The 23547-nt window shown below is 53.5% G+C and carries 15 protein-coding genes; 3 read left to right on the top strand and 12 right to left on the bottom strand.

Annotation, left to right across the window (positions count from 1 at the left end):
* Positions 1–446: 446 nt before the first annotated feature.
* A complete protein-coding gene (locus KA369_14955) occupies positions 447–1034 on the top strand; it encodes an HDIG domain-containing protein (protein ID MBP7737276.1) in 588 nt (195 codons plus the stop codon).
* 99 nt (positions 1035–1133) lie between these two features.
* Here KA369_14955 and KA369_14950 read toward each other — a convergent pair whose 3' ends face one another.
* Positions 1134–3077, bottom strand: a complete 1944-nt coding sequence (locus KA369_14950) for a bifunctional metallophosphatase/5'-nucleotidase (protein ID MBP7737275.1) — start codon at positions 3075–3077, stop codon at positions 1134–1136.
* A gap of 186 nt (positions 3078–3263) precedes the next feature.
* Between KA369_14950 and KA369_14945 the strand changes: the two genes are divergently transcribed.
* Positions 3264–4073, top strand: a complete 810-nt coding sequence (locus KA369_14945) for an N-formylglutamate amidohydrolase (GenBank protein ID MBP7737274.1) — start codon at positions 3264–3266, stop codon at positions 4071–4073.
* A gap of 56 nt (positions 4074–4129) precedes the next feature.
* Here the strand turns inward: KA369_14945 and KA369_14940 are convergent, their stop codons facing one another.
* Positions 4130–4564: a hypothetical protein gene (locus KA369_14940; protein ID MBP7737273.1), complete on the bottom strand. Its 435-nt coding sequence runs from the start codon at positions 4562–4564 to the stop codon at positions 4130–4132.
* A 97-nt stretch (positions 4565–4661) separates the two neighbouring features.
* Positions 4662–5582 carry a thioredoxin-disulfide reductase gene (gene trxB / locus KA369_14935; GenBank protein ID MBP7737272.1) on the bottom strand — a complete coding sequence of 307 codons (921 nt, stop codon included), beginning with the start codon at positions 5580–5582 and terminating at the stop codon, positions 4662–4664.
* A 250-nt stretch (positions 5583–5832) separates the two neighbouring features.
* On the opposite strand from trxB, the gene KA369_14930 reads away from it, so the two are divergent.
* Positions 5833–6069 (top strand): DUF1232 domain-containing protein, encoded by a 237-nt coding sequence (locus tag KA369_14930; protein ID MBP7737271.1) that lies wholly within the window; start codon positions 5833–5835, stop codon positions 6067–6069.
* 120 nt (positions 6070–6189) lie between these two features.
* Here the strand turns inward: KA369_14930 and KA369_14925 are convergent, their stop codons facing one another.
* The 9 genes from KA369_14925 to KA369_14885 form a co-directional block, all read right to left on the bottom strand.
* Entirely contained in the window at positions 6190–7926 is a 1737-nt protein-coding gene (locus KA369_14925; protein MBP7737270.1) for a CZB domain-containing protein, read from the bottom strand.
* 292 nt (positions 7927–8218) lie between these two features.
* Positions 8219–9973: an MCP four helix bundle domain-containing protein gene (locus KA369_14920; GenBank protein MBP7737269.1), complete on the bottom strand. Its 1755-nt coding sequence runs from the start codon at positions 9971–9973 to the stop codon at positions 8219–8221.
* 347 nt (positions 9974–10320) lie between these two features.
* The gene (locus KA369_14915; protein ID MBP7737268.1) at positions 10321–10947 is read right to left on the bottom strand and encodes a response regulator transcription factor; all 627 of its coding nucleotides are present in this window, start codon (positions 10945–10947) and stop codon (positions 10321–10323) included.
* Between the two features lie 223 nt (positions 10948–11170).
* Positions 11171–12535, bottom strand: a complete 1365-nt coding sequence (locus tag KA369_14910) for a response regulator (GenBank protein MBP7737267.1) — start codon at positions 12533–12535, stop codon at positions 11171–11173.
* A 30-nt stretch (positions 12536–12565) separates the two neighbouring features.
* A complete protein-coding gene (locus KA369_14905; GenBank protein MBP7737266.1) occupies positions 12566–16564 on the bottom strand; it encodes a PAS domain S-box protein in 3999 nt (1332 codons plus the stop codon).
* A gap of 270 nt (positions 16565–16834) precedes the next feature.
* Entirely contained in the window at positions 16835–17146 is a 312-nt protein-coding gene (locus tag KA369_14900; protein MBP7737265.1) for a hypothetical protein, read from the bottom strand.
* Positions 17147–17692: 546 nt separating this feature from the next.
* Positions 17693–21802 carry a penicillin-binding protein gene (locus KA369_14895; GenBank protein ID MBP7737264.1) on the bottom strand — a complete coding sequence of 1370 codons (4110 nt, stop codon included), beginning with the start codon at positions 21800–21802 and terminating at the stop codon, positions 17693–17695.
* Positions 21803–21834: 32 nt separating this feature from the next.
* Positions 21835–22662, bottom strand: a complete 828-nt coding sequence (locus tag KA369_14890) for a hypothetical protein (protein ID MBP7737263.1) — start codon at positions 22660–22662, stop codon at positions 21835–21837.
* Between the two features lie 16 nt (positions 22663–22678).
* On the bottom strand, positions 22679–23149 hold the full coding sequence (locus KA369_14885) for a hypothetical protein (GenBank protein ID MBP7737262.1): 471 nt from the start codon (positions 23147–23149) through the stop codon (positions 22679–22681).
* Between the last annotated feature and the right edge of the window lie 398 nt (positions 23150–23547).

Raw genomic sequence — 23547 nt, 5'->3', positions numbered from 1 at the left:
TTAAAGCAAATAAAAAATCCAAGCAATTTATGGATATTATTAAGGTAGCAGTATAATTTTAGGGGGGGGGCATGGAGCCATCCCGGCGAGCAGGCGACATGGATGTCGCCGATTCCGCCGAGTCAACATGGTGCGCTGGCCAGGAGGGCCGAGTGCAGAGCCGCGACAGGAAGTCGCATTTGGCTCTGCTTATACGAGGCGGACGAGCGGGATGGCCCATGACCCCCTAATTTACGACTGCTACCTATTATTAACCAGTATATCATGACATTTTTTCTTTAAAAATAGTGACTCTCCCAGCAGCAAGCTATGGGGGTACTAACCCCCAAAAGATAAAAAAATGAGGGTCAGAGCAAAAAAATAGTGACTTGCAGAAAGAAAAATAGAGGAATATGAGTAACGAAGATATTTACTCTGACCCGGTAATTTCCATAGGGAGACAAGTCATGACAGCACAAAAACCAACCCGTGAAGAAGCGCTATCATTGCTGCACGAATACAATAAAACCGACAACCTGATAAAACATGCCCTGGCTGTTGAAGCAATTATGCGATACCTGGCCAAAAAACATGGCGAGGATGCGGATACATGGGGGATTGTGGGACTTGTTCATGATCTGGACTACGAGCGGTTCCCGGAGAAGCACTGCGCCATGAGCCAATCGATTCTCCGCGAAAAAGGCTGGCCTGAAGAACATATCCGGGCAGTCGCAAGTCATGGATGGGGCATGTTCACCGACATAGAGCCGCAATCTCTGATGGAAAAGACCCTTTATGCGGTGGATGAATTGAGCGGGCTTATCATAGCCGCTGCGCTGGTCCGTCCATCCCGGAGCCTCATGGACCTGGAGGCTTCGTCGGTAAAAAAGAAATGGAAGGACAAGGGCTTTGCCGCCGGCGTTAACAGGGCCGTGATCGAAAAAGGAGCATCGATGCTGGGGATTGAGCTTTCGGAACTTATTAAGGATTCGATTATGGGATTGAGGGAAATAGCAAGTGAGCTGGGACTTGCGGGCAATCCAGGGGGGAACTGATTTCCATAATACCGGGGGTCAGAGCAACTTTTGACCGTAAAATCTACTCTGACCCCTTTGTTTCATTCTTCACTATAAGTTACTCTGGCACCGCGCCAATCACTGTTTCTTCCGTACCTTCTTCACCACAACCACCGCAACCAGCGCAATAACACCAATAACGACCGCGCAAAGGGCGGCGCCGATCCAGGTCATATAGGTGCCGCCTTTAAGCAATGAGACAGGGTTCAGACTCGGTTCCGCCACGGCTCTTCCCAGCTTGCCCTTATACTTGTCCGGTATTTCCGGAATACCGTCGCCATTGGTGTCCTTGAAACTGCGCACATACTCCATGAGGCCCACCCATTGTTTCACCTCCTGGATGCCGGGTTTTTTCGGATCGGCATCGACAAGAGCTTTCGCAAGGTCATCAAAGGGCTTGCCGTTCCGGTCCTTGGGAACGATTTTGAGGATATTCATCGTAAAATTACCGACTATTTCCAGAAAAGCGGCATTATACATATTGGCGGTCACACGGTAGAGCTTTTTATTGGAGTCAGAGTAATCAAGAGGCCTGTATCCCCCCTCGTCATTTCCTATCTGGATGGATGTGACCCGGTCAAAGATCATCCTTCGAGGATTGTAGGTGAATTTAAGCCCCGATATCTGGAGAAAATAATCATACCCTTTTAAGGGGTTGATGCTGGTAAGGATTTCCAGTGCCTTCTTCAACTCTGATCCGTAAAGATATACGGCGGTCATCGGATAGCCCATGGTGTCGTCCTTGCCTATGCCGAGGGGAAGGGCGTTAAAGAGATCGCAGACGGCGATCTTTCCCGTTTTCCCCTTTACCACCGGGTCCCTGATAAGTCCGTTGGAGTCCACCGCCACGACGACTTTCGTTTCGGGATCCCGCGGATCATAGGCGAACCTGTTCACATACCAGAGGCTCGCGTCGGCGATAAGGTTTCCCAGGTTCGATTCCTCCTCGGCGATGTTCAGGTCAAAATCATGATAGGCGATGACCGTGTCAAAAGCAAGCCTGACCGGAGCCAGCACCGTTCCGGTGATTTCGTTTTTAAATCCGTTTATTACGGTGGTTATGGCATTATCACCCGCAATCTTGTCATCGATCTCGACAATGCGGTATCCCCCGAGGGCCACCGCGCCGTCCTTGACGGTGATATCCATGATGCCGACCCAGAGGCCATAGCACCAGGCCTGCACGATAATGGTCTTCCCCTCGCGGATCGGTTCTTTCACCGGCGTATGGGTGTGACCGCTGATGATGATATCGATGCCCGGCACATCGCGGGCCAGCCGCACATCCTCCGATTTCGACAAGTTTTCAAGATTAATCCCGCTATGGGAGAGGCAGACCACGAGATCTACCTTTTCCTTGTCGCGCAGCAGAGCAACCATCTTCTTGGCGGTTTCCTTGGGATCGCCGAACGTAACCGGCTTCGAGAAAGGAGCCACTTCAGCCGCGTCCTTGCCCATGAGACCGAAAAATCCTATCTTAACTCCGCCGGCATTGAGAACCGTGTAGGGCTTCACGATCCCGGCCTTGAACACCTCTTCGAGGGTATTGTCCCGCTCATCCTTTTCGCTAAAAACAACATTGGATGAGACAATGGGTGGGAGCCCGCCATATTTTTTCGCTGAATTGAGGATCCTCGCCAGGCCCGCCGGCTTGAGGTCAAACTCATGGTTGCCCAGCGTCACGACATCGTACCCCATATCTTTCAAAAGCCTTAGCTCAAGGGCCCGGTCGCGGCTGATCATATGGAAAAGCGACCCCATGAGATAATCGCCGGCATCGACGGCCAGCACCGGATTGCTCCGCTCGGCCCGGGTGTTTTTTATCACGGTCATGATCCGCGCCCACCCGCCTTTTGTATTGTCGTCGTTGGCCTGGGGCGTGTAATCGATATTGGGATAAAAGCCGAGAAGATGGGAATGCAAATCGTTGGTATGCACCAGGGTGATCTTCTGCTCTTTTGCGGATAACATCGTGGGGATACTGACAAGAACAACAAGGGCCAGGAGTGTGATATTTTTCATGGCTGCTCCTCATGATGGTGGATTTCCACAGTGACACTGCAGTAATCATTGCCGATCAGATGATTAATTTCAACCATATTTTTATCGACAGCCCGGTTTACGCCCGCAGGGCCTGCGCCTATATTGTCTTGACAACAAGGGCGCGGGCATAGTAGCATAATGCAATATCAGTTCGCGAAGAAATCCTTGAAGAAAAAAACCCATCTTCCCATATTGATCATCATCCCCCACGGAGGGTGCAGGGTTCCGGAGGAATTTTCCGGCTATGAAGCGGTGAGCAAGTTCGACCTGCTGATACAGGCGGACACCTGCGCCAATGACATCTTCTCCTTCGAAGACCGGGTTGCCGGCACCATTGACACCGACATCTCGCGGCTCTTCGTCGACCTGGACCGTCAGTACAAGTCCCTGCCGCCGGTCCAGGACGGCGTCATTAAAAAATCAACGCTCCACGGAAAACCTGTCTTCAGGGACACCATGTTCCCCGACGAGATAGCTATTGCCAACGTGCTGCATCGTTACTGGTTCCCCTTTCACGAAGCGATCCGGAAGATCATGGAAACGGGCGGCCTCAGGCTGGTACTGGACTGCCATACCATGCTGGCCGTGGGCCCCGCCGTCTCCCGTGACCCGGGAAAGCCGCGGCCCCTCATACTGCTGGAGCGCATCATAAGCGATAAGGAACAATCCGTATCAACCTGCAAGCCGGAGATCGCGGCGAGCCTGATGGAGCACCTGAAAAAATCATTTTCCGGCGTCGAGGGAACCATCGCCGAGAAATTCACCATGGCCGATGAGCCGTCGTCCGGCTATATACACAGGCATTACGGGACCGGCCCGATCCCCATGATACGCCTGTCACTGTCGCGCTCCCTTTTTCTCAATGACACCTATTTCAGCTATGATTACATGCGGGTCGACGAAATACGCATACGGCAGCTCCGCGACCTCCTGTGGGGCGCCATAGAAAAATTCTATCTGAAGAATTTCCAATAAAAAACCCCGAGGCGTACCGCGGGGTTTTTGTCGCAAAATGGTTTGATGACGTGCCGTTATTTTGACACTGGGGTCTTGCCCATCTTTTTCGCCATCTCCTGGGACGCCTTCATGACTTCCGGATCCATCATGTATTTCATCATCTTCATCGACACGGTGAGAAGCTTCTGGGCCATCTGCTCGAGCTTGTCGAACTCCTCTTTCAGCTCCTTCGGAGGGTTCTTCTTGTCCATTGTCTTCAGCTCGGGATACTTCTTCTCGATCTCATCGCCCTTCTTGGAGAGCTTTTCCATCTTGTTGCCAAGCTCGGTGATCGCCTCCGCCACCTCTTTGGCGCTGTTCGCTTTCTCAAGGGCGGAAATGTAATTCTCGTTGGCCTTGATGACATCATTCAGGTATTCTTTCAGGTCGCCGTATTTACCCGCCGGCTTACATCCGAAACTGATAAAGGCGAACACGGATGCGATGGTGAGAGCCATAATTTTTTTCATAATAGCAAAACTCCTTTGTATTAATACTGATTACATCTGATGACTTCATCAAGATGTTTTATATGAAACCGTCCGGCATTACAGTCATAATCTCAAATTATGTCAAACCTAAAATATACTCGTAGGCCTCCAGGGCCGCCGTGGCCCCGTCCGCCGCCGCCATGACGATCTGTCGCTTTGACCCGCTCCTGAGATCGCCGGCGGCAAAAAGTCCCGGGATCGAAGTTTTCATGTTGATGTCCGTTTTGACACCGCGGCTTTCGTCAAGAACCTCTTTCGGGAGGTACCCGGTATTGGCGTCGAAACCTATGAAAACAAAAACGCCGTCGACAGCCAGCGTTGATTGCCCGCCGGTTTTCACGTTCTTTATCGCCAGGCTCTCGACTTTTGTCGCGCCATTGATCGATTCCACCACGGTATCCAGGACCGGTTCGATTTTACCGCTGGCCAGAACCCTGTCCTGTAAAATCTTGACGCCCCTGAACCTGTCTCTCCGGTGGACGAGGTATACCTTGCTGGCGAAACGCGTCAAAAAATGCGCCTCTTCGAGGGCCGTGTTTCCCCCGCCGATTACAGCGCAGACCCGCTCCTTGTAGAAGGCCCCGTCACAGGTGGCGCAGAACGACACGCCATGACCGAGGTACTGCTCCTCACCGGGCACGCCGAGCCTGCGGTAGGATGCGCCGGACGCAGCGATCACGGTCTTGCCTTCGATCACGCCGGCATCGCTCAGGGTGACCCTGAAAACGCCGGTGTCCGCGTCCCGCGAGAAGGAAGCGACGTCACCGCTCACGATCTCCGCCCCGAGACGCCGGGCCTGGTTTTCCATCCGCGACATGAGCTCCCATCCGGCCACAGGCTCCTCGAAGCCTGGATAGTTCTCAACTTCGTAGGTGTTCATCACCTGGCCGCCGGGAGAAAGCTTCTCGATGACCGCCAGGTCCAGGCCTGACCTGATTCCGTAGATCGCGGCCGTGAGTCCGGCAGGGCCGGCGCCGATAATTACAAGGTCCTTCATTCGTACCCTCCCTGAATGAAAAAAGAGATGAAATGTAGAATTGATAAACAAGGAGAATTATTGCAAGTAAAATTATGCTTGAAAAATCCGCAATTTTTCTGTATCCTGTAAATGATAATACATAATAGCCTTGTTGCATAATTAATTATAATTAATCATATGAGCCCCCGCCGCCGAAGGCGGCGGGGGCTCATATCGTTGATTATTAAATTACGCAACAAGTTTAATACTTATTATTCAGGAAATTATCATGAAACAAATTGAAGATAAAACCCTTGAAGGAGCCAGGAAAAAATTCATCTTTTCGATGGTCCTCCTCGGCCTGGCCATCGTTTATCTAATATCGCCCATTGACATCATTCCCGACGTGATATTCCCGGCCGGCTATCTTGAAGACATCCCCCTGCTCCTGACCACGGCCCTGTACGCCGGCTACACCTACCGCAAGATGAAAAAATCACAGGACCGCGAGAAAGAGAACGTCTGACCGCTGGTTTTCCCGGGACGCCTCTCCATATCACTGGCACCGCCGTATAAAAAAAAGGGAGGCCGGTGGCTCTCCCTTGATTTGGAGGATCTTCAGGATAGTAAGGCGCGATAATAAATATCAGAACTCTTCGAATCCCTCCTGCTTGAGGATATCGGTCATTGAACCGCCATCCGCATTGCTCAAGGCATTAGGATTCGCTGCTTTTATCCGGCCGTTGCCGTTTCCCTTGTCCTTCTTTTTTGCAGCTTCATAGGCCCCGGCCGAATGATTCTGTCTCGCCGGTTTCCCCGCAACGTCAACGGTCCTCTTGGTGATTTTAAACTTCTGCACCATGGCCAGAAACTCCTGGGCCTGGTTCGACATCTCTTCACTGGACGATGCGGTCTCTTCAACCAGGGCCGCGTTCTGCTGGGTCATGCTGTCCATTTCCGATATGGCGCTGTTGATCTGGCCGATACCCTGCTTCTGTTCCATGCTCGCAGCGGCGATTTCCGAAATTATCTGCGCGGTGGTCGTGGCCGCTTCGGCGATATCGTTCAGGGCGCCGCCCGTATCCTTGACCAGCTCGGTGCTCTTCCCTACCTTGGAAACAGTGTCGTTGATGAGAGATTCGATCTCCTTGGCCGCGTTGCCTGACCGCTGGGCCAGGTTCCGCACCTCGCCGGCGACCACGGCAAAGCCGCGGCCCTGCTCTCCGGCCCGGGCGGCCTCGACTGCCGCGTTCAGCGCCAGGAGGTTCGTCTGGAAGGCGATCTCGTTGATCACCGCTATGATGTCGGCGATCTTTTTGCTGGACGCGTTCATCTCGATGATGGAATTGACGGCTTCAAGGGCCACCCTGTTCCCATCCTTGGATTTCCCCGCTCCCGCTTCGGTCAATTCCTGGGCCTTCACGGCGTTATCGGCGTTCTGGTTAATGGTCGCCGTGGCCTCTTCTATGGTGGACGCGATCTCTTCCAGGGAGGAGGCCTGTTCAGCCGTGCGCTGGGACAGGGTCTGGTTGCCGGTGGCTATCTGTTCAATCGCCTGGGCCAGGTTCTGCGACCCCGTGGAAACATTGTAGAACATTTCGTCGAGGTTCGCCGCGGCCCTGTTCAGGGCGGCGACCATCTGGCCTATCTCGTCCTTCTGGTTGAGATTGATTCTCTTAGTCAGGTCGCCCTCGGCCATGGTGCCGGCAAAATCGAGGCTGAGGCGGACCGGCCTGGTGATGCTCCCGGATATCAGCATCGATACGGTGACGCCGATCACCAGGGAGAGCACAAAGAGACCAGCCACGAGAACCATTCCGGTCCTGATAGAGGCGAAGATGCTCTTTTCACTCTGGACGACTTCATCCATTACTTTTGCACTGATGGCAGTCAAACTGGACCGAACATTCTTTAAGTGAGTTATGATTTCTTCATTGTATATCCTGTTGGCGGCTTGCCTGCCCCCCTCACCGTTTCGCAGCGATTCTTTGACATTAATGACCTCTCTGTGAAGAGCGAGGTGGGGTTCCTCCATTTTGGCAAGCTCGGTCTTAAGCTCCGGCATCTCCCGCTCAACGCGCTTCCGGGCCTCACTATAGTACCATTCTCCGAGCTTGCATTTATGGCCGTCTGTTTGAGCCTCTATTGCATCGCTTTTTCCGGCCAGGATCCCCTTAGAGACCTGCGCCGCCCAATCCAGGTGATTGATCTCCTTTTCTTTCATTAAATCCCTCAAATCCTGCTTAACCTGATTGCGGGTGATGGAATTTTTGATGTTATTCATCTGAACAAAGGACCAGACGCTGATCATGGAGAGAAGGAAAAGAACAAGGCCAAATCCAATACCAAGCTTCATTCTTATGCCAATATCATTGAATTTCATGAAATGCCCCCTATGTTAGTAATACATTATTTTCTAAAAATCTTATTTTACACTAATACCAAAAGTACCATGGAACAAAGAAATCGGATATAATTGTTCCCATTATATCAATGAAAGGCTTATTACTTCTTTTTTTGTAAGGAGATTCCCCTAAATACACGCATACAATAATAGTTATGCCTGGCAATAGCCTGGTGTCCCGGTGTCAGAGCAATAGAAAAAAAGGGAGAACGGTGAGTTCTCCCTTAAGTATGTGGGATATGCGGTTAGTGAGAGACGAGGTAATAAAGTATCAGAACTCTTCGAATCCCTCCTGCTTGAGGATATCGTTCATTGAACCGCCTTCGGCTTTTTTTGCGATTTTCGGTTCAGTCGATTTCATCCGGCCGTTGCCGTCTTTCTTTTCTTTTTTTGGCTCCGCCCCGGGAGTCTTGGCCGCGGCCTTCAGGTGCAGCTCACGGTGCTTCTGGCTGTAGGCGCCGTTCTTTATCTCATCGCTGATCTTGAAGCGCTGCACCATGTCCAGGAGCTCCGCTGCCTGGTTCGCCATCTCTTCGCTGGCGGACGCGGTTTCTTCCACCAGGGACGCGTTCTGCTGGGTCATGGTATCCATCTCGGTAATGGCGTTGTTGATCTGGTTGATCCCCTGCTTCTGCTCCATGCTCGCGGCAGCGATCTCGGTGATGATCTGGACCGACGTCTTGGCCGCCTCGGCGATCTCGTTCAGGGCGCTCCCCGTCTTGTTCACCAGCTCGGTGCTCTTGTCAACCTTGCTGACCGTGTCCTTGATGAGGGTTTCGATCTCCTTGGCGGCGTTGCCGGACCGCTGGGCCAGGTTCCGCACCTCGCCGGCGACCACCGCGAAGCCGCGGCCCTGCTCTCCTGCCCGGGCGGCCTCGACTGCCGCGTTCAGCGCCAGGAGGTTCGTCTGGAAGGCGATCTCGTTGATCACCGCTATGATATCGGCGACCTTCTTGCTCGATTCATTCATATCCGTGATGGATGACACCGCCTCGACGGCTATCTTGTTACCTTCAACGGACTTGACCGAACCCGTCTCCGTGAGATCCCGGGCCCTTCCGGCGTTATCCGCGTTCTGGTTGATGGTGGCCGTGGCCTCTTCGATCGTGGAGGCTATTTCCTCGAGGCTCGAAGCCTGCTCGCTGGTGCGTTGCGACAGGTTCTGGTTGCCGCTGGCGATCTGCTCCACCGCCTGGGACAGGTTCTGCGAGGAAACGATGACATTGGATATGAGATTTTCGAGACTGTCGGCGGCGCTGTTCAACGCCTTGGCGAGGCGGCCCAGCTCATCTTCCTGGTCGAGGTCGATCCTCGTGGTGAGATCGCCGTCGGCGAGCTGCTGCGCAAACCCGAGGCCCTTGGCGACCGGCACGGACACGGCGCGGGAAAGTAGCATCGTAACGACGATGCCCAGGCCGATCGCGATGGCAAGAACAATAATGCTGACAACGAGCTGGGTGTTATAAGAGCCGTTTTGGTCATTCATCATCTGTTTGCCATAGTTCTCCTGGTACTTGATCATTTTCACGGTATGGGCTTCAAGAGCGGTATATCCCTCCATCCATTTATCGAGATAAGCCTTGCTTCTTTTCAAATCCCGCGCATCGAGGGCCTTCTGGTATTCGGCCCGGGCGGCCCGAATCGGCTCAACGATCTTTTCAAAATCTGCTGCGAGAGCTTTCTCTTCGGAATCCATGGAGGTGCTCATATACTTCTTCCAGAGATTCTGATAGTCCTCGCCATATTTTTTTGTTTCCTCAACTTTGCTTCTGACAAGATTCCAGTCGTTGTCTTCGGCGGCCGTCTGAGAAATCCCCATATTTACCCGTATGTGTAAAAAATCCTGCAGAATAGTATTGAGCTGCGTCACCGGCATGAAACGATCGTTGTAAAATCCGATAAAATTATTGTTGAACATTCTCAGTGATATGATGCTCATAATGGATATGATGAAAATAATCACCAGGAATATAAAGCTGGACAGGAATACCTTCTTCCCGACTTTTAAATTATTGAACCATTTCATATCGATGCCTCCCATCATACTTGAACTTGCTATTGATTAATGGATATCCTGGAACATTTACCCGAATATCACGAATCTGCCCGTTACGACGTTTTCTCTTCATCAAACCGGATCACTTAAGGAAAAAGGGAACCGTTACTCTGACACCCGGTTTCTTTATGGTTGAAATGTACCGGCTTTTGGCCAAATGCACAATAATCATTGTAATGATATAATTGTAGTTAAAATGATGATTCTTCTTGCAGGGCATTCCCTTACATTCGGATAACAATATGTAAGGATTATGCTGTTTTAGAAATGCAGTTCTATGGATGTGATTATTAAAATTTGTCTATTTTATACATATATTACTTTTTTGTCAGATTTTCATCCTCACCCTTTGAAGTCCACTTGACCGCGAAGCGTATCAACTCCCCGGAGCTTTTCATGTTGAGCTTGTTTTTAATCCGGTCCCGGTATGTTCCGATGGTTGAGGTGCTGATTCCCATTCTCTGGGCTATCTCCCTTCTGTCGAGTCCCTCGCCGATAAGCTTGAAGATATCCAGCTCCCGGTCCGTCAGCTGGGTCAACAGCTCTTCCGGCCCCTCTTCCTTCATCGATACGATGTCCATGAGGGATTCCCGGAGGGATTCGCTAATATAGCTTTTGCCGGCTATGATCTTTTCAATCGCTTCCACCACCTGGTCCACCGGCTCGCTCTTGAGCACGTACCCGCCTGCGCCGGCCTGAAGGGCCCGTCTCACGACCTCCTTTTCGGCGTGCATCGACAGCGCCATGACCGCCACCTGGCGGTAGCGGCTCTTGATGGCCTTGATCAGGTCTATGCCGCTGACGCCCTCGAGGCTGATGTCGACCACGGCGATATCGGGCATGCATTCATTGATGGCCGCGATGGCGGAGTTGGCGTCCCCGGCCTGGCCGCATACAAGAAGCTGGTCATGGCTGTTCAGGTACTGCACCAGCCCCAATCGCACGATCTCATGGTCATCGACTATGAATACCTTGATCTTATCTACATGTCCCCCCTTTGTCCCGTTCTGTTATAATGAATAGACTTGTTGCGAAACTGCGTCTCGCGCTCGCAGGGGACCCCCTGCGGGGGGCTTTTAAGGGGCTACGCCCCTTAGACCCCTTTAAAATAGTTCGTTTTGCAACAACTCTAATATATATCGACCGGCCCATCCATATCGAGGTTTTTCAATCGATCCTGTTAATGACGCAGGTAATGATCGTCCCGGACGGTTTTCTCCTGTTCACGTTAAGAACGCCCCCGATGATATCTGCGCGGTACTTCATGAAGGTGAGCCCCAGGCCCTCCTTCCGGGCGGTCTCGTCCGGAAGGCCGATCCCATCGTCCACGATGGAAAAAAAAATGCCGGCGCCCCGGCGCTTCAGCATGACCTTGATATTCTTCGACTTGCCGTGCTTGACGGCGTTGTTCAGCGACTCCTGCACGATATAATAGATATGGGTCGCCTTCGATGCGTCCCGGATGACGATGTCGTCGCAGTCCGCCTCGCAGCGGATGCTGTAAATCCCCTCGGCGCTCCGGCACAATTCGCCGATGGCGATGGCGATGCCGTTCCGCTCCACGATCACCGGCGACAGTCCCTTCGCCATGAGCCGCACGTGGGTCTTCACGTGGTCGAGCTGCTTTACGACCGCGTTCGTTTCCTCGTCGCCGGGGAGCCGTCCCAGCTTGATCTTTTTCACCAGCACGCCGAGGAGATACCCCACGGCGGTGATCTCCTGGCCGATGCCGTCATGGAGGTCCCGGCCGATGCTGATCCGCTCCCGCTCGCTGATGTCCAGGATCTGCTCCTCCAGCTTCCGGCGCAGGGTCACGTCCTCCCAGCTGACGAGATGGTACAGCAGCTCGTCGCCGCGGTGCACCGGCACCGACGAGACGACCACCGTGATCTTCTCCCCGTTCTTCTTCCGGTGATTCTCCTCGTTGTCCCGCAGGGGACCGGCCTCGCCGGCAGTATCAGCCCCGGCGACCCTCTCATGCCGCCAGGGATAGGGCGGCGCGGATCCGACCACCTCGGCCGATTCGAATCCCGTCAGGGACTCGAAGGCCCGGTTGACATACCGGATCGTCTGGTCAAGGTCCACGACGATGACCGGGACCGGCACAGAATTCATGAGGCTCGACACGAAGGCCTCGCTCTCCTTGATCTTCCCCTCCAGGCGGTGCCGCGTGAGGGCCGTCTCGATGGCGGAATAAAGATCGTAATCCTTGAGCGGCTTGATGAGATACCCGTAGGGATCGGTCTCCTGGGCGCGCCTGAGGTTCTTCTCGTCGGTGCTCGCAGTCAGGTACACCACGGGGATGTCCAGGCGGGACTGTATCTCCATGGCGGCATCGATCCCGTCCATGGCCCCCTCCAGGATCACGTCCATCAGGATGAGGTCCGGCTGCTCGCTGTGCGCCAGGGCAATGGCCCCCGGCCCGTCCGGCGCCGAGCCGACGACCCGGTACTTGCGGAACTCGAGCATCTCCTGCAGGTACATCACGGTGACGGGATCATCCTCAATGATGAGTATCTTCGGCTTTTTCATCCGCTCCTGCCGTCCGGGACGCGCCCGGCGTCAAAATATAATGTCGATCCTGGTGCCGCGCGTGCCGTCCAGCGTGAGGACCCCCCTGACCTGCTTGGTCAGGGAATGGACGATCTGGAGGCCCAGGGTATTCATCGCGTTGATATCCACTCCCTCCGGCAGCCCCACTCCGTTATCGCTGACGGTCAGGTGGTATTTCCCGTCTTCGGTATTGACCAGCGCCACAGACAGCTCACCGCTTCGGCCGCCGGGGAACGCGTGCTTGATCGCGTTTGTCACAAGCTCGTTGATGATCATGGCGCAGGGAACGGCCATGTCGATGCCCAGGAAAATATCCCGCACATCAATCGTCAGGCGCACCGTCTGGCGGTTGATGTTGTATGAATAGAAGAGGTGCCGCGCCAGCTCGTTGATGTATTCCGCGAAATTGACGCGCGCCATGTCGTCCGCCCGGTACAGCTTTTCATGGACCATGGCCATGGCATGGATGCGGTTCTGGCTCTCCTCGAAATACTTGCGGTATTTTTCATCATCCACCTTCCGCGATTGCAGGCCCAGGAGGCTGGATATGACCTGCATGTTGTTCTTGACCCTGTGGTGGAGCTCCTTGATGAGCACCTCCTTCTCATGGAGGGACTGCATCAGCCTGTTCTCGTTGCGAATGCGGTTTATGGCCATGGCGAACAGGGACCCGAGGCGGCGCACCGTTATGATGTCGTTATCGTTATAATCACGGGCGGCGTTGGCCAGGGCTATCTGCCCGACCAGCTCGCTGTAAAAAAGGACCGGGACCGACAGGAAGCGCTTGATGGAAGGATGGCCCGCGGGCGGGACCGCCCAGGATGGATGATCCGAAGGACTGTTCGTAAAAAAGGCCTGGCGCGTGTTCAGCGAGTGGCCCCAGAGCCCTCCATAATGCCTGTCGCCGCCGTTGGACTGGCCGCCATGGTCCTTCTTCGCTTTCATCGCATGGTCGTCGGGCAGTTTAATTGTAGTCGAAAGGATGATATTATCGCCGGTATCCTTGGATATTTCAGAAACATATCCGTCGTCGCTATCGGTCAGCAATTTGGCGTATTCGAGGACGATGATCGCGATGTCCGTTATGGTGTATGATTGCGAGATAATGGATCCCGAGAGGCCGGAGAGCGCCATGTTTACGGCAAGCTGTCCCCTCAGGCGCTCTTCCGCTATTTTACGGTCCGTGATATCCTCGTGGTTGCCGATCAGCCGCAGGGCCCGTCCTTCCTGATCGCGCTCGACGACCCGGGCCCGCGAATAGATCCACCGGTATGAGCCGTCCCTGGTCTTCAGGCGGAACTCATTTTCATATATGTCCGGCTGTTCAGTGCGCGAGAACCTCTTGATGACCGCGATGGATCGTTCAAGGTCATCGGGATGTATCAGGGTCTTGAAAGAGGGGAAGGTCGCGGGGAAGTCCTCAGGCTTATAGCCGAGCATGGTATAGAATCGCGGACTGAAATAATACTCATTGCCTTTAGCATTCCATGTCCAGATGCCGTCCGTGGTGGCGTCCAGCGTTTCCCTTAGATCTTCCTGCGTGCGCCCCAGGCTCAATTCGGCCATCCTGCGCCGGGTAATGTCGCGGATCGAAACGATGATGCCGATAACTTCCTGCTGCGAATTCCTGAGGGGCGTGAACTGTCCGATCATCCATCCCTTGCGCCCGGAACGGGCGAATTCAAATTCAAGGTCCCCGGACCTGAATGACTCGCCGGCCAGGGCCCGCCTCATATCATCGAGCATGGCCCTGTTCTTGATATAGGGGGAAAGATCAGGGGGCGTCCTGCCGATGACATTTTCCGCCGGGATGCCTGACAGCTCTTCCATGAACCTGTTCCAGAGAAGTACACGGAAGTCGCGGTTAAAGATAACGATCCCCTCATTAACGCTCGCCATGAGGTTCACGGTCAGCTCTTCAGATTCCCTGAGCGTATCCTCAATCTGACGCCGCGACAGCTCCCGGGACAGGTAATCGGCGATGATCCGGATCGTGCGGGCGATGCGCGCCGCCTCCGGCCTGATGCGCCTGTCGCCCAGGGCAATGGCGCCGAAGACGGTATCACCGATAACAACCGGCTCGCAGATGAAGGTTTTAACGCCCATCGTCCTGAGAATCGGCGCCAGGTTTTCCCTCTGGTCGCTGACATCCATAGAGACAAAGGCCTGTCCCGTTTTTATGACCCTGCCGGTCAGGGTCTCAGAGGCTGGAAAGCGGGGCCTGCCGTCACGGTCCCAGGGGATCCCCACCGATCCCAGGTATTCAACCTCGTCCGCCGTGGCGTCATACCGGGCAATTCCGATTGCAGGAAAGCCGAACTGGTTGCCGAGAATCGACGTTATGCCGTCGAAGATATCGGACATTTTTTCATTTAAAAGAAAAAGCCGTGAGATGCGGGAAATGGATTCATTCTCGGTCTGGGCAAATTTCCGCTCCGTTATGTCGAGGACCGTCGCCGCCACCCCGACGCTCATGTCATTCGGATCGAAGGGACTCAGGCAGAGCAGCACGTCTATCAAGCTCCCATCCTTCCTCCTGAGACGGGCCTCCTGCATTCCCAGGCCCTCACGCTCCATCTGGCCGTACAATTCCCGGCCCACCCTGGCGTATTCATCGTCATCGGGGTAGAGCATGCGCGTATCCTTCCCGATCATCTCGCTATCGGAAAATCCGGTTATGGAGCAGAGTGATGGATTCACCTTGCTGAATTTCCGGTCGACCAGGAGGCCGACGCCGACCGGCACCGCCTCCAGCATGCTTCGCAGCACCGCCTCGTTTTTCTTCAATTCCTCCTCGGCCATGTTGCGTTCGGTGACGTCGTTCATCATCGTGAGTAAGTATTTTTTTTGTCCCAGGCTGATGATTTCGCCGGTAAAGAGGCCCCAGCGCAGATCGCCCGATTTTGTCCTGATACGCAGTTTCTTATCCCGGACGCTGCCGGTTTCCAGGACCTCTGCGGCTATGGCTTGCTGTTCTTCAATATTGGGAGAAAGATTTATTTCCGCGATCGTCTTTCCTATCACTTCATCGCGTTGAAAGCCGGTCACTTCAAGAAAGCGGTCATTGACATCAATGAACCGGTTGTCCTCGATGGTATTGATGGCGGTCAGGAGCGGGCTCTTGCTGAAGGCCGTCGAGAACTTCTCCTCGCTTTCGCGTATGGCCGCCGCGGCCATCTTGGTCGAGGTGGTGTCGTGCGCTATGCCAAGAATGCCATAGGGCTCTCCATGGTGATAGAGCGGCGACGCGGACACCTCCAGGTACTTCTCTTCGCCGTTTTTTGCGCGAAGCCGGTATTCAACGGTTTCGATGGAATGCCCGGCGGCAATGATCTCCGCCGTTTTTTCAAATGCTTTTTGCGCCTGGTCCGGTGGCAATATATCCATGAATGTAAGGGTTTTAAGCTCTTCGCGGGTATAGCCTATAAGTTTCAAACCGGCCTCATTGGCATCGATGAAGTTGCCGCTCAAATCATGTATATACATGATATTGATCGAAGAATCGTAAAGAGCGCGGTACTTCTCCTCGCTTTCCCGGGCCGCCTCTTCGGCTTTTTTCAGCCTGGTTATGTCATTGCCGACACAGATGATCTCAGTCACCGCGCCGCTCTGGTCCGTTAGCGCCCTGTTGGACCAGCTCACCCACACGACGGTGCCGTCCTTTTTCATGTTCTCGTTTTCATTGCTTGTGTATCGTTCCGGGTGGGCGCAGATATCCTCCATCATTCCGGCCAGATCACGGCCGGTGCTTTCATTTTCCGGCACTATCGTTCCGATAACGCTCTGCCCGGTGATCTCATCAGCGCTGTAACCGAAGAACTTCAGCGCATAATCATTGATAAAAATGATTTTCCCCTTCGTGTCCAGTCGGAGGATTATGCTATTGACATTCTCGACAAGATCACGTTGGTCTACCTCGTTCCGGCGCTGCGAAAGCCTGACCCGGTTGAGCTCTTTTTCAAGCCGGGCAGCCTTTTTCTGTAATGTTTCATAGGATGGTTTCGCCATAGCCCGCACCGATGACCGCTCCTCTGTCTCAATGGTAATGGCACAATGATTCCGACCGGCGTCAAATATGATAGTATACGATAACCCGACACCTGTCAATCATAAAGAGATTCAACCTACAGGGGCGGCGCTGTCCGGCCTCGATTCGATGCAGGTGACCGGCGTTTTAGATTTCCAACTGGAACAACAGGGAAAGTATCACAGGATTCCGCGGATTCATGTATAGTATCGTGGGGAATAGGGCATAGTTGATCCGTATTCATCGACGTATCAGAGCACGACTTCTTCAGTGGCGTAATTAATTGCGGAAAGGAGGAACTGGTTCCTCACCGTAAGCGACATATCCTTCAATCGTATGACATTCCCCATTTCCTTGAGCTTCAGGCAGGTTGTCATCAACTGTTCCGCGTCCTTGGAAACCACGTCCTGCACTCCCTTGAAATCGAATATGATCTCATGTCCCCCGGAAGCCCTCTCTTCAAGAGTAGAACAAAATTCTCTCATTTTACCGGTGGCTGTCACTTCCTTCATATTGATAAACATGGTCTCCTTTTCCTCCATAATGCCGTCTTGAATCGCCACCTCGGCCCCCTTTTCCGTTCAATTGATGGAATAATCGGCATTTTTCATACTATATGCATGAAAACGCCTATTATCATTCATCACAATAATAATAACGATGAAAAAGCAGGACTTTCAATAGTCCAGATGGTTATTATTATGTAGTTATTTCATTTATTTTTCTGTAAGGAATTTGCTTACATCTCAATGAGGTATACAGATATAAAAATGTCCAGTAGCCCCGACATATCTGGACTACTGGACATTTTTTCGCATAATGTTTTGCGCGCAAACACAACAGTTCATTTTGATGGATTTTTTAATGAATATGTTGACAATTATATATTATTTTAGTATATTATTAATTATTAAAATATATCAGGTGCACTATGAATTCCATCTTATGGCTTATAATTTTTATTGCGATATGGATCATACTCCAGCGCTGGATTCTCCCCCGATTCGGCGTACCCACATGAATGTCTCCGAGTTGTTCTCAGGATGAGAACAAGAAAAAACGATAATCGCATTCCCTGGCTGCCGTTTTAGCAACAATAGGTTCGCACATTAGTTGCCGGGAGCATCCTCTGGCCTGACGGCTGGATCAGGCTTCTTCTCCTGGGGAACGGGATCGGCATCAGGCTTCTTCTCCCGGGGAACATCGTGAGGCTCGTTATGGTTCTCTTCCCGGGGGCGGGTCGGTTCTTTCTTTATTTCAACGGGAATTTCCACATCCTCTTCCTCTTCCACGTGCTTGCGTTTCTTTTTATTTTTATTCTTTTCATGCTTTCTATTTTCATATTCGTTGTCACCGCTGTAGAATTCCTCGTCAACCTTGAGGGTGACGTCATATTTCCGCTCGAAGGAATTGGCCGTTCTCCATATCCTGCCGGGTAGCGAGAACCGCTCGACAAGCTGCGCCGCCCGTTTCAGGTTCCCCAGCTCGATGTAGCAGTGAACCATTTTATCAAAGGCGGGATGGCGCGCATTGAAACTATCGGCCAGCGAGAGAAAGACCTCGTATGATTTCGCCGCCTCTTCATACTCCCTGTCATCATACAAGGCATCAGCCGTGGCCAGGTGCCCTCCCCGTATCTCTTCCTGGGTCCTGGCCACTTCAAGGCGGCGCTGCTTGTGGTTGTGTCCCTTCAGGTAATACCGGTCCTGAACGCGCACGATCTCCCGCGATGACCCGGCCAGGGCGCGCAGATAGTCGTCGTAGTCCTCGCCCCGCATGATAGTCCCCCGATCAAAGGCGCCGGTCACGATCTCGTAAAGCATGGGCACGGCAATACGGTCGGCGGCCCGGCCGATTGAATAATTTTTGCGGTTGCCCAGCCTGACGCCGGCGATATAGGTGCTGTCGCCGGCGATGAAATGCGCCGTGGCCATGACGTCGCGCAGCTCGTTGGAGGTTCCCGTCTTGCCCGCGCCGATACCTTCCATCCCGGCCATGGTGCCCCGCCTGACGGTCTCCCGCAGCGCCAGGTCAATAAGCACGCACGCCGCCCTGACGCGCTCAGCGCCGAACCGCTCCAGGAGGGAAATCTTCAGCGGCCGGTAAGACGGCCTCATGACACCGCCGTCGGGGAGCCGCATCGTATCGATGAAGGTGTGCTTTTTCACCACGCCCAGGTTCGGGAACATCGAATACGCCAGCAGATACCGGTCATATCGCTGGTCGCCGCTCGAGCCGCCCAGTATGATCGACCGATAGGGCTGGTGCCTCCCCTCTGGCTCCGTTATATTCATGGTCTCATTGAGGAGGCGCGCGAAAATCGACGGCGTCACCAGTTCCTGTATCTGCACGTGAATGCCGTTTATCGAATGCACCAGGGCGTCCTCCACCGTCACCCAGTCATTGGTGTATTCGGTGAAGTTCCTCGGCGACCAGGACCAGTACTTCTCGATCCCCTCGATCTCCCTGGTCTTTTTGGGGAATTTATGGATAAAGTTCTGGAATATCCTCTGCTGCTCCAGGGAATAAGTGTTGTAGGTGACCATGCTGTTCTTGAACATGTCCTGGAGGTTATACCCGAAGAGAATGAAGTAGAGGTCGAGGATCGGCTTCAGGCTTGAACCGAGGGAGCGGTTGGCCAGGGAGACCCAGTCCCATTCGTCCTCCTCGCGGCTGGACCCGCCGACGTCGGCAATGATCCTGTTTATTATGCGCGGCTGACCGGAACGGGCCCCGGTATGGGCGTGAATGATGCGGGCCCCTCCTTCAAGGAGCACATTTCCCGGCTGTCCCTCAACCTGGGTGTCGGAATCCACCGATATCCACCGTGTTTTACGGTCGACCAGGGCCTGCAGCTTTTTCTGCACGGTCATGTTGACTGTCGTCACCACCACCAGGCCCGAATCCGACCGATCGGTCCCCAGCTCCCGGTCAAGCTCCCGCTTGATGTTGTTCACGAGGCGGTTATCGGCCGAAACAATACCCTGGGCGAAACGGAACGTCACCTTCTGCCGATCCCTCGCGGCCGTCTCCTCAACGGCGCTGATGGTCCCGTTCTTGCGCAGGAGCCTCAGAATGCTTTTCATGCGCGTTTCGATCCATTTTTTCGCCTTGAGCTTCGTTTCAAGGATCTCCCGGTAGTTGCTCCGGTCGACCTTGTAGGGAGCGTTGTCCTCCTCCCACTGCGTGACCGCCTTCCGTGAAACATTCCGGGACTCGATCAGATTATTCAGCTCCTCCGCCTTGAGCCACGCGGCATATTCCTTGATCCTGGACGGCTTCTTGATCGCCGCGACCAGCATCACCTGTTCCCGTAAATTAAGGTCATTGAGGCCCCTCGTGAAATACATCTCCGCCTGCGACTTGAAGCCCCTGATGTCGGAGTAGAGATGGCCGCCATACACCTCGTTGACATAGGCCTCGAGGATGTCGTTACGCGTCCAGAACCAGTCGACGGTCGCCGACGCGGGAAGCTCATGCTTTTTCTGCTCTATCTGCCGATCGGTGAAGCTTGCCCCGTCTGAAATATTCGTGACATATTTCGTATAGAGCATTTCCATGACCTGGTTCGAAATGGAGCTGCCGCCGCGGCTTTCTTCTTTAAATGAGGCGATGATGGTATCCTCGAATTTCTTCGCCTTCCGTTCAAGCCAGGAAAATCCATAACGCGCGGCGAAGCCGCGGGTCCCGCCGCAGACCTTGCGGAGCACCTTTTTTGATATCTGGGGGATGATGACAAGGTTGTCATTGCCGCGGTGCGGCACGGGGAACAAGGTGTTCCGGAACCTGCGATCCTCACGGAGGATGACACCCTCTATCATCACGCGGGGGATCTCGCCGATGGGGGCCCATTTCATGGAATTGGCCTTGTGGTAGAGAACGTGTATGCAGTCGAACGTCCCGTTTATCGCACCGATCATCGCGAGGGGGTCCACGCTTTCCTTGATACTCCTCGTGATATCGTCGCAGATCCTTTCCCGGGGGATGCCGGCATAATCGAACAGGTCGAAACGGTCCCCCGAAATATCGCCGATAAACACAAAGAGCGATTCCCACCACTGTTTATCGACAACAAGGTCCATGAGCTTCCGGTAGCGCTGCGGATCGGACCGGGCCAGCTTCCGCATTTTCGCGTGGTCCACCGCGACGACCGTGAGGCCGTTCTGGTCCTGGAGGCGGAGAGACCGGTAGAACCCGTAATTGAGCTCCACGGCCATCTGCGATCCGTTTTTTATGCGGTATTCATTCCCCTTCGACGGCGTCGAACCGGGAAAGGTGAAATCGCTAAAATGGGCGCCAAGGTTCCTCCGGTGGATCCGCTCCGCCCTTCGCGCAAAGGGCGTATCGGAGGTATAGATGACCTGTGAAAAGTTCTGAAATGTGTATTGGTATTCATTTTTCCATACCCCGTAGGCCACCATCGCGAAGTCAATAAGGAACATGGCCGCGTAGAACACGAGGAAAGCGATACATATCGCCTTTTTAAGAAATGGCGCGGCCCGCTCCAGTACTTTGCGCCGGTCACGAAGGCGCAGACGGGCGGTTAAAAAATCGATGACCGCGCGTGTTTCTTCAGGCTTGAAAAGCCTTTTTCTGCCCAGGATAAAGGCCGCTCCATTCCGAACAAATTCTGCGGGATCAAAGGCGGGGAAAAAGAACTTCACGTATGACTCGGGAAGCTCCGCGCTCTCTTTTCCCGGTCCGAAAAACGAATAAAAGCGCTCGCGCCCCTCCCTGGTGAGGACCCGGTGGAGATGGCCGGACTTTTTCCGATCGGCGAGCATCTCCTTTTCGAGGTCGATCAGGTCCTCCAGGCGGAACAAACGCTCCTCGTCCCGGATGGACATGCCCATGAGATGTTCGCGGAGCCCTTCGCGAAACAGCCGAGAAGGGGTGAGTCCGCTGCCGGGGGCGTCCGCGTCACCTCCCTCCTCCGCATCCCTGGTTTGGTGCCTGAAGGTGCCGAAGGGATCTTTTTGCACTGCCTCTTCGGGTGCGTTGAAAAAGCGATCCCGTCCCGGATCCGCTAAAAATGAATCGAGGAATTCATTGACAGCGCTGACCTTGCGGCCGGAATCTTCCCTTTCAATGACGCGGGAATAGTAAAAAATGGCCCTCAACACCGCCTGGCGGAGGGTCGATATCCGGAGCCAGTAGTTATCGACGATCCATAGATGGCGGCTGAGAAACTTTTTTATTATCATATACCATTTTTTCATACACTAAACCGGAACAGATATAATGGGCGGCATCAATCCTGATTGTCATCGTTTCGGGAACCATTGCTCCTGCCGGAAAATCCCGTCAGAAAAGTCCCGTCATAGGCTTGCAGAAGCTTTTCGAGGCCGGTGTAAAACTCATCGGCGGTGCCGTCTATGGAGCGCCTGATCCAGAAGGCGACGCAGGTTTTTACCACATTGCCGTCCCATCCGCCGTCAAATCCATGTTTCATGAGGTATGCTTCATCGTCCCGGCTGTCGATAAAGCCGGGATTCATGAAATAAAAATATTTCTCATAGTTATAGGGCTTCAGGTTCCCCGCCCCTATCAGGGCAAGATAGCGGCGCTTTTCCTGTTCCAGGTACGAGGGGTGGTCCGTCAATTTTCGATAGGTGACGAAGAAAATCCGCGCCAGCGGCCGCACGCACCGGTCGTAACTCCCCTGGGTCGCGGTCCTGAAGGCGATATTGCTCTCTCCGGGTATCATGACGCGGCGAAGCCGCGCGACAAATTCCTTGTTATAATGGCCGAAGCTGCCGGAAGAATCGAGATTGAGATCCGACGCGGTATGGGGTCCCGATACAAATACCGGCACGCCTATCAGATCAGAAAATTTCCGGTAGCTTATAAAAGTCAGGATATGGCAATACCAGTTGCGCATGCCGCCGTTGGGAAAGTAATCAAACTCCTCGCATTTACTGCCGCTACCGCCGATCTCCATCCAGGCGGCCCGCACCATGGCGTCAAGGACGGCCGGGACCTGCCCGCCTTCACGGGCCGGGACAGTGATTGCGCAGCTAACCGCCAGCATCGACAAGAAGGCCGCGCAGGCCCGGAATAAAATCGATCCCGATCGCATTATTTCTTCTCCCCTGCTACATGATTTTTTCGACAATCCACACCTCGCCGTCAAATCTTGCCTCAAGCTCCCGGTATCCCCCGTCATCATAATACCGGAAGAGCACCGTGGGACGGTGTTCTTCCATGAACCGGCGCGCCTCATCTTCGCTGAGCAGCTCAAAGGCCCACCAGAGGGCCAGTTCCGCCGTATACTCGTTGATCATGCCGGTCCACCCGAAGGGCTGCTGCTCGTTTTCCGACGGAACAACGCCGGTATCCGTCGGAGGCACCAGGATCTGGACGCATGAATCATCGCTGAAATCCCTGACCATATAGGTATTGGCGAAGTACCCGATGCGCTGGTAATTCATCTGCCAGGAATTCACAAAGGATCCTTCGCGGCTGAGGCCCAGGCGGGACTGCTTGAAGCGCCCCGGACCGGCCTCCAGCTCCTGCTCCCGGACATAATCATCGAGGCGTTTATGTATTTCAGCACCTGAACTCATGACGGGTCGTCTTGTCGGATAATGCTGCCGACTGGAGCGATATATGAATTCGTAAAGTAAAAAAAGTCTTAATCATAGTATTTTTTCATTTTTCACAAGCTCAAACAGACACCGTAACGGCTAAATGTCAACCCTGAAGCCGACGTTGCTGATCAATCTGTACATTCTATTCATATATGAAAGAAGTCAATGTTAAAAATTAGTTTTTTTTTGATTCGCAAAAAAATTATATAGAAATTGACTTGAAATTTATGGCGTCATGTTTTGTATATATCTTACAATTAATCCTGACGGCTCTAGCCGAAGGGATAGTTGGGCGTGATGAGTATCCAAGTGTTTTCACCTGGCACAATCAAAAACATTTCTTACAAATAAGATGCGAAACATAATCTTCATTC

Source organism: Spirochaetota bacterium, from assembly GCA_017999915.1.
Taxonomy (GTDB): Bacteria; Spirochaetota; UBA4802; order UBA4802; family UBA5550; genus RBG-16-49-21.
The sequence above is the reverse complement of the archived record's forward strand: the minus strand, read 5'-3'. Positions and strand labels throughout refer to the sequence as shown.

Coding starts and splice junctions, on each gene's coding strand:
- KA369_14925 (MBP7737270.1), bottom strand. CDS start 7,926: ATGAAATTCAATGATATTGGCATAAGAATGAAGCTTGGTATTGGATTT.
- KA369_14910 (MBP7737267.1), bottom strand. CDS start 12,535: ATGAAAAAGCCGAAGATACTCATCATTGAGGATGATCCCGTCACCGTG.
- KA369_14955 (MBP7737276.1), top strand. CDS start 447: ATGACAGCACAAAAACCAACCCGTGAAGAAGCGCTATCATTGCTGCAC.
- KA369_14930 (MBP7737271.1), top strand. CDS start 5,833: ATGAAACAAATTGAAGATAAAACCCTTGAAGGAGCCAGGAAAAAATTC.
- KA369_14920 (MBP7737269.1), bottom strand. CDS start 9,973: ATGAAATGGTTCAATAATTTAAAAGTCGGGAAGAAGGTATTCCTGTCC.
- KA369_14905 (MBP7737266.1), bottom strand. CDS start 16,564: ATGGCGAAACCATCCTATGAAACATTACAGAAAAAGGCTGCCCGGCTT.
- KA369_14940 (MBP7737273.1), bottom strand. CDS start 4,564: ATGAAAAAAATTATGGCTCTCACCATCGCATCCGTGTTCGCCTTTATC.
- trxB (MBP7737272.1), bottom strand. CDS start 5,582: ATGAAGGACCTTGTAATTATCGGCGCCGGCCCTGCCGGACTCACGGCC.
- KA369_14950 (MBP7737275.1), bottom strand. CDS start 3,077: ATGAAAAATATCACACTCCTGGCCCTTGTTGTTCTTGTCAGTATCCCC.
- KA369_14895 (MBP7737264.1), bottom strand. CDS start 21,802: ATGAAAAAATGGTATATGATAATAAAAAAGTTTCTCAGCCGCCATCTA.
- KA369_14890 (MBP7737263.1), bottom strand. CDS start 22,662: ATGCGATCGGGATCGATTTTATTCCGGGCCTGCGCGGCCTTCTTGTCG.
- KA369_14885 (MBP7737262.1), bottom strand. CDS start 23,149: ATGAGTTCAGGTGCTGAAATACATAAACGCCTCGATGATTATGTCCGG.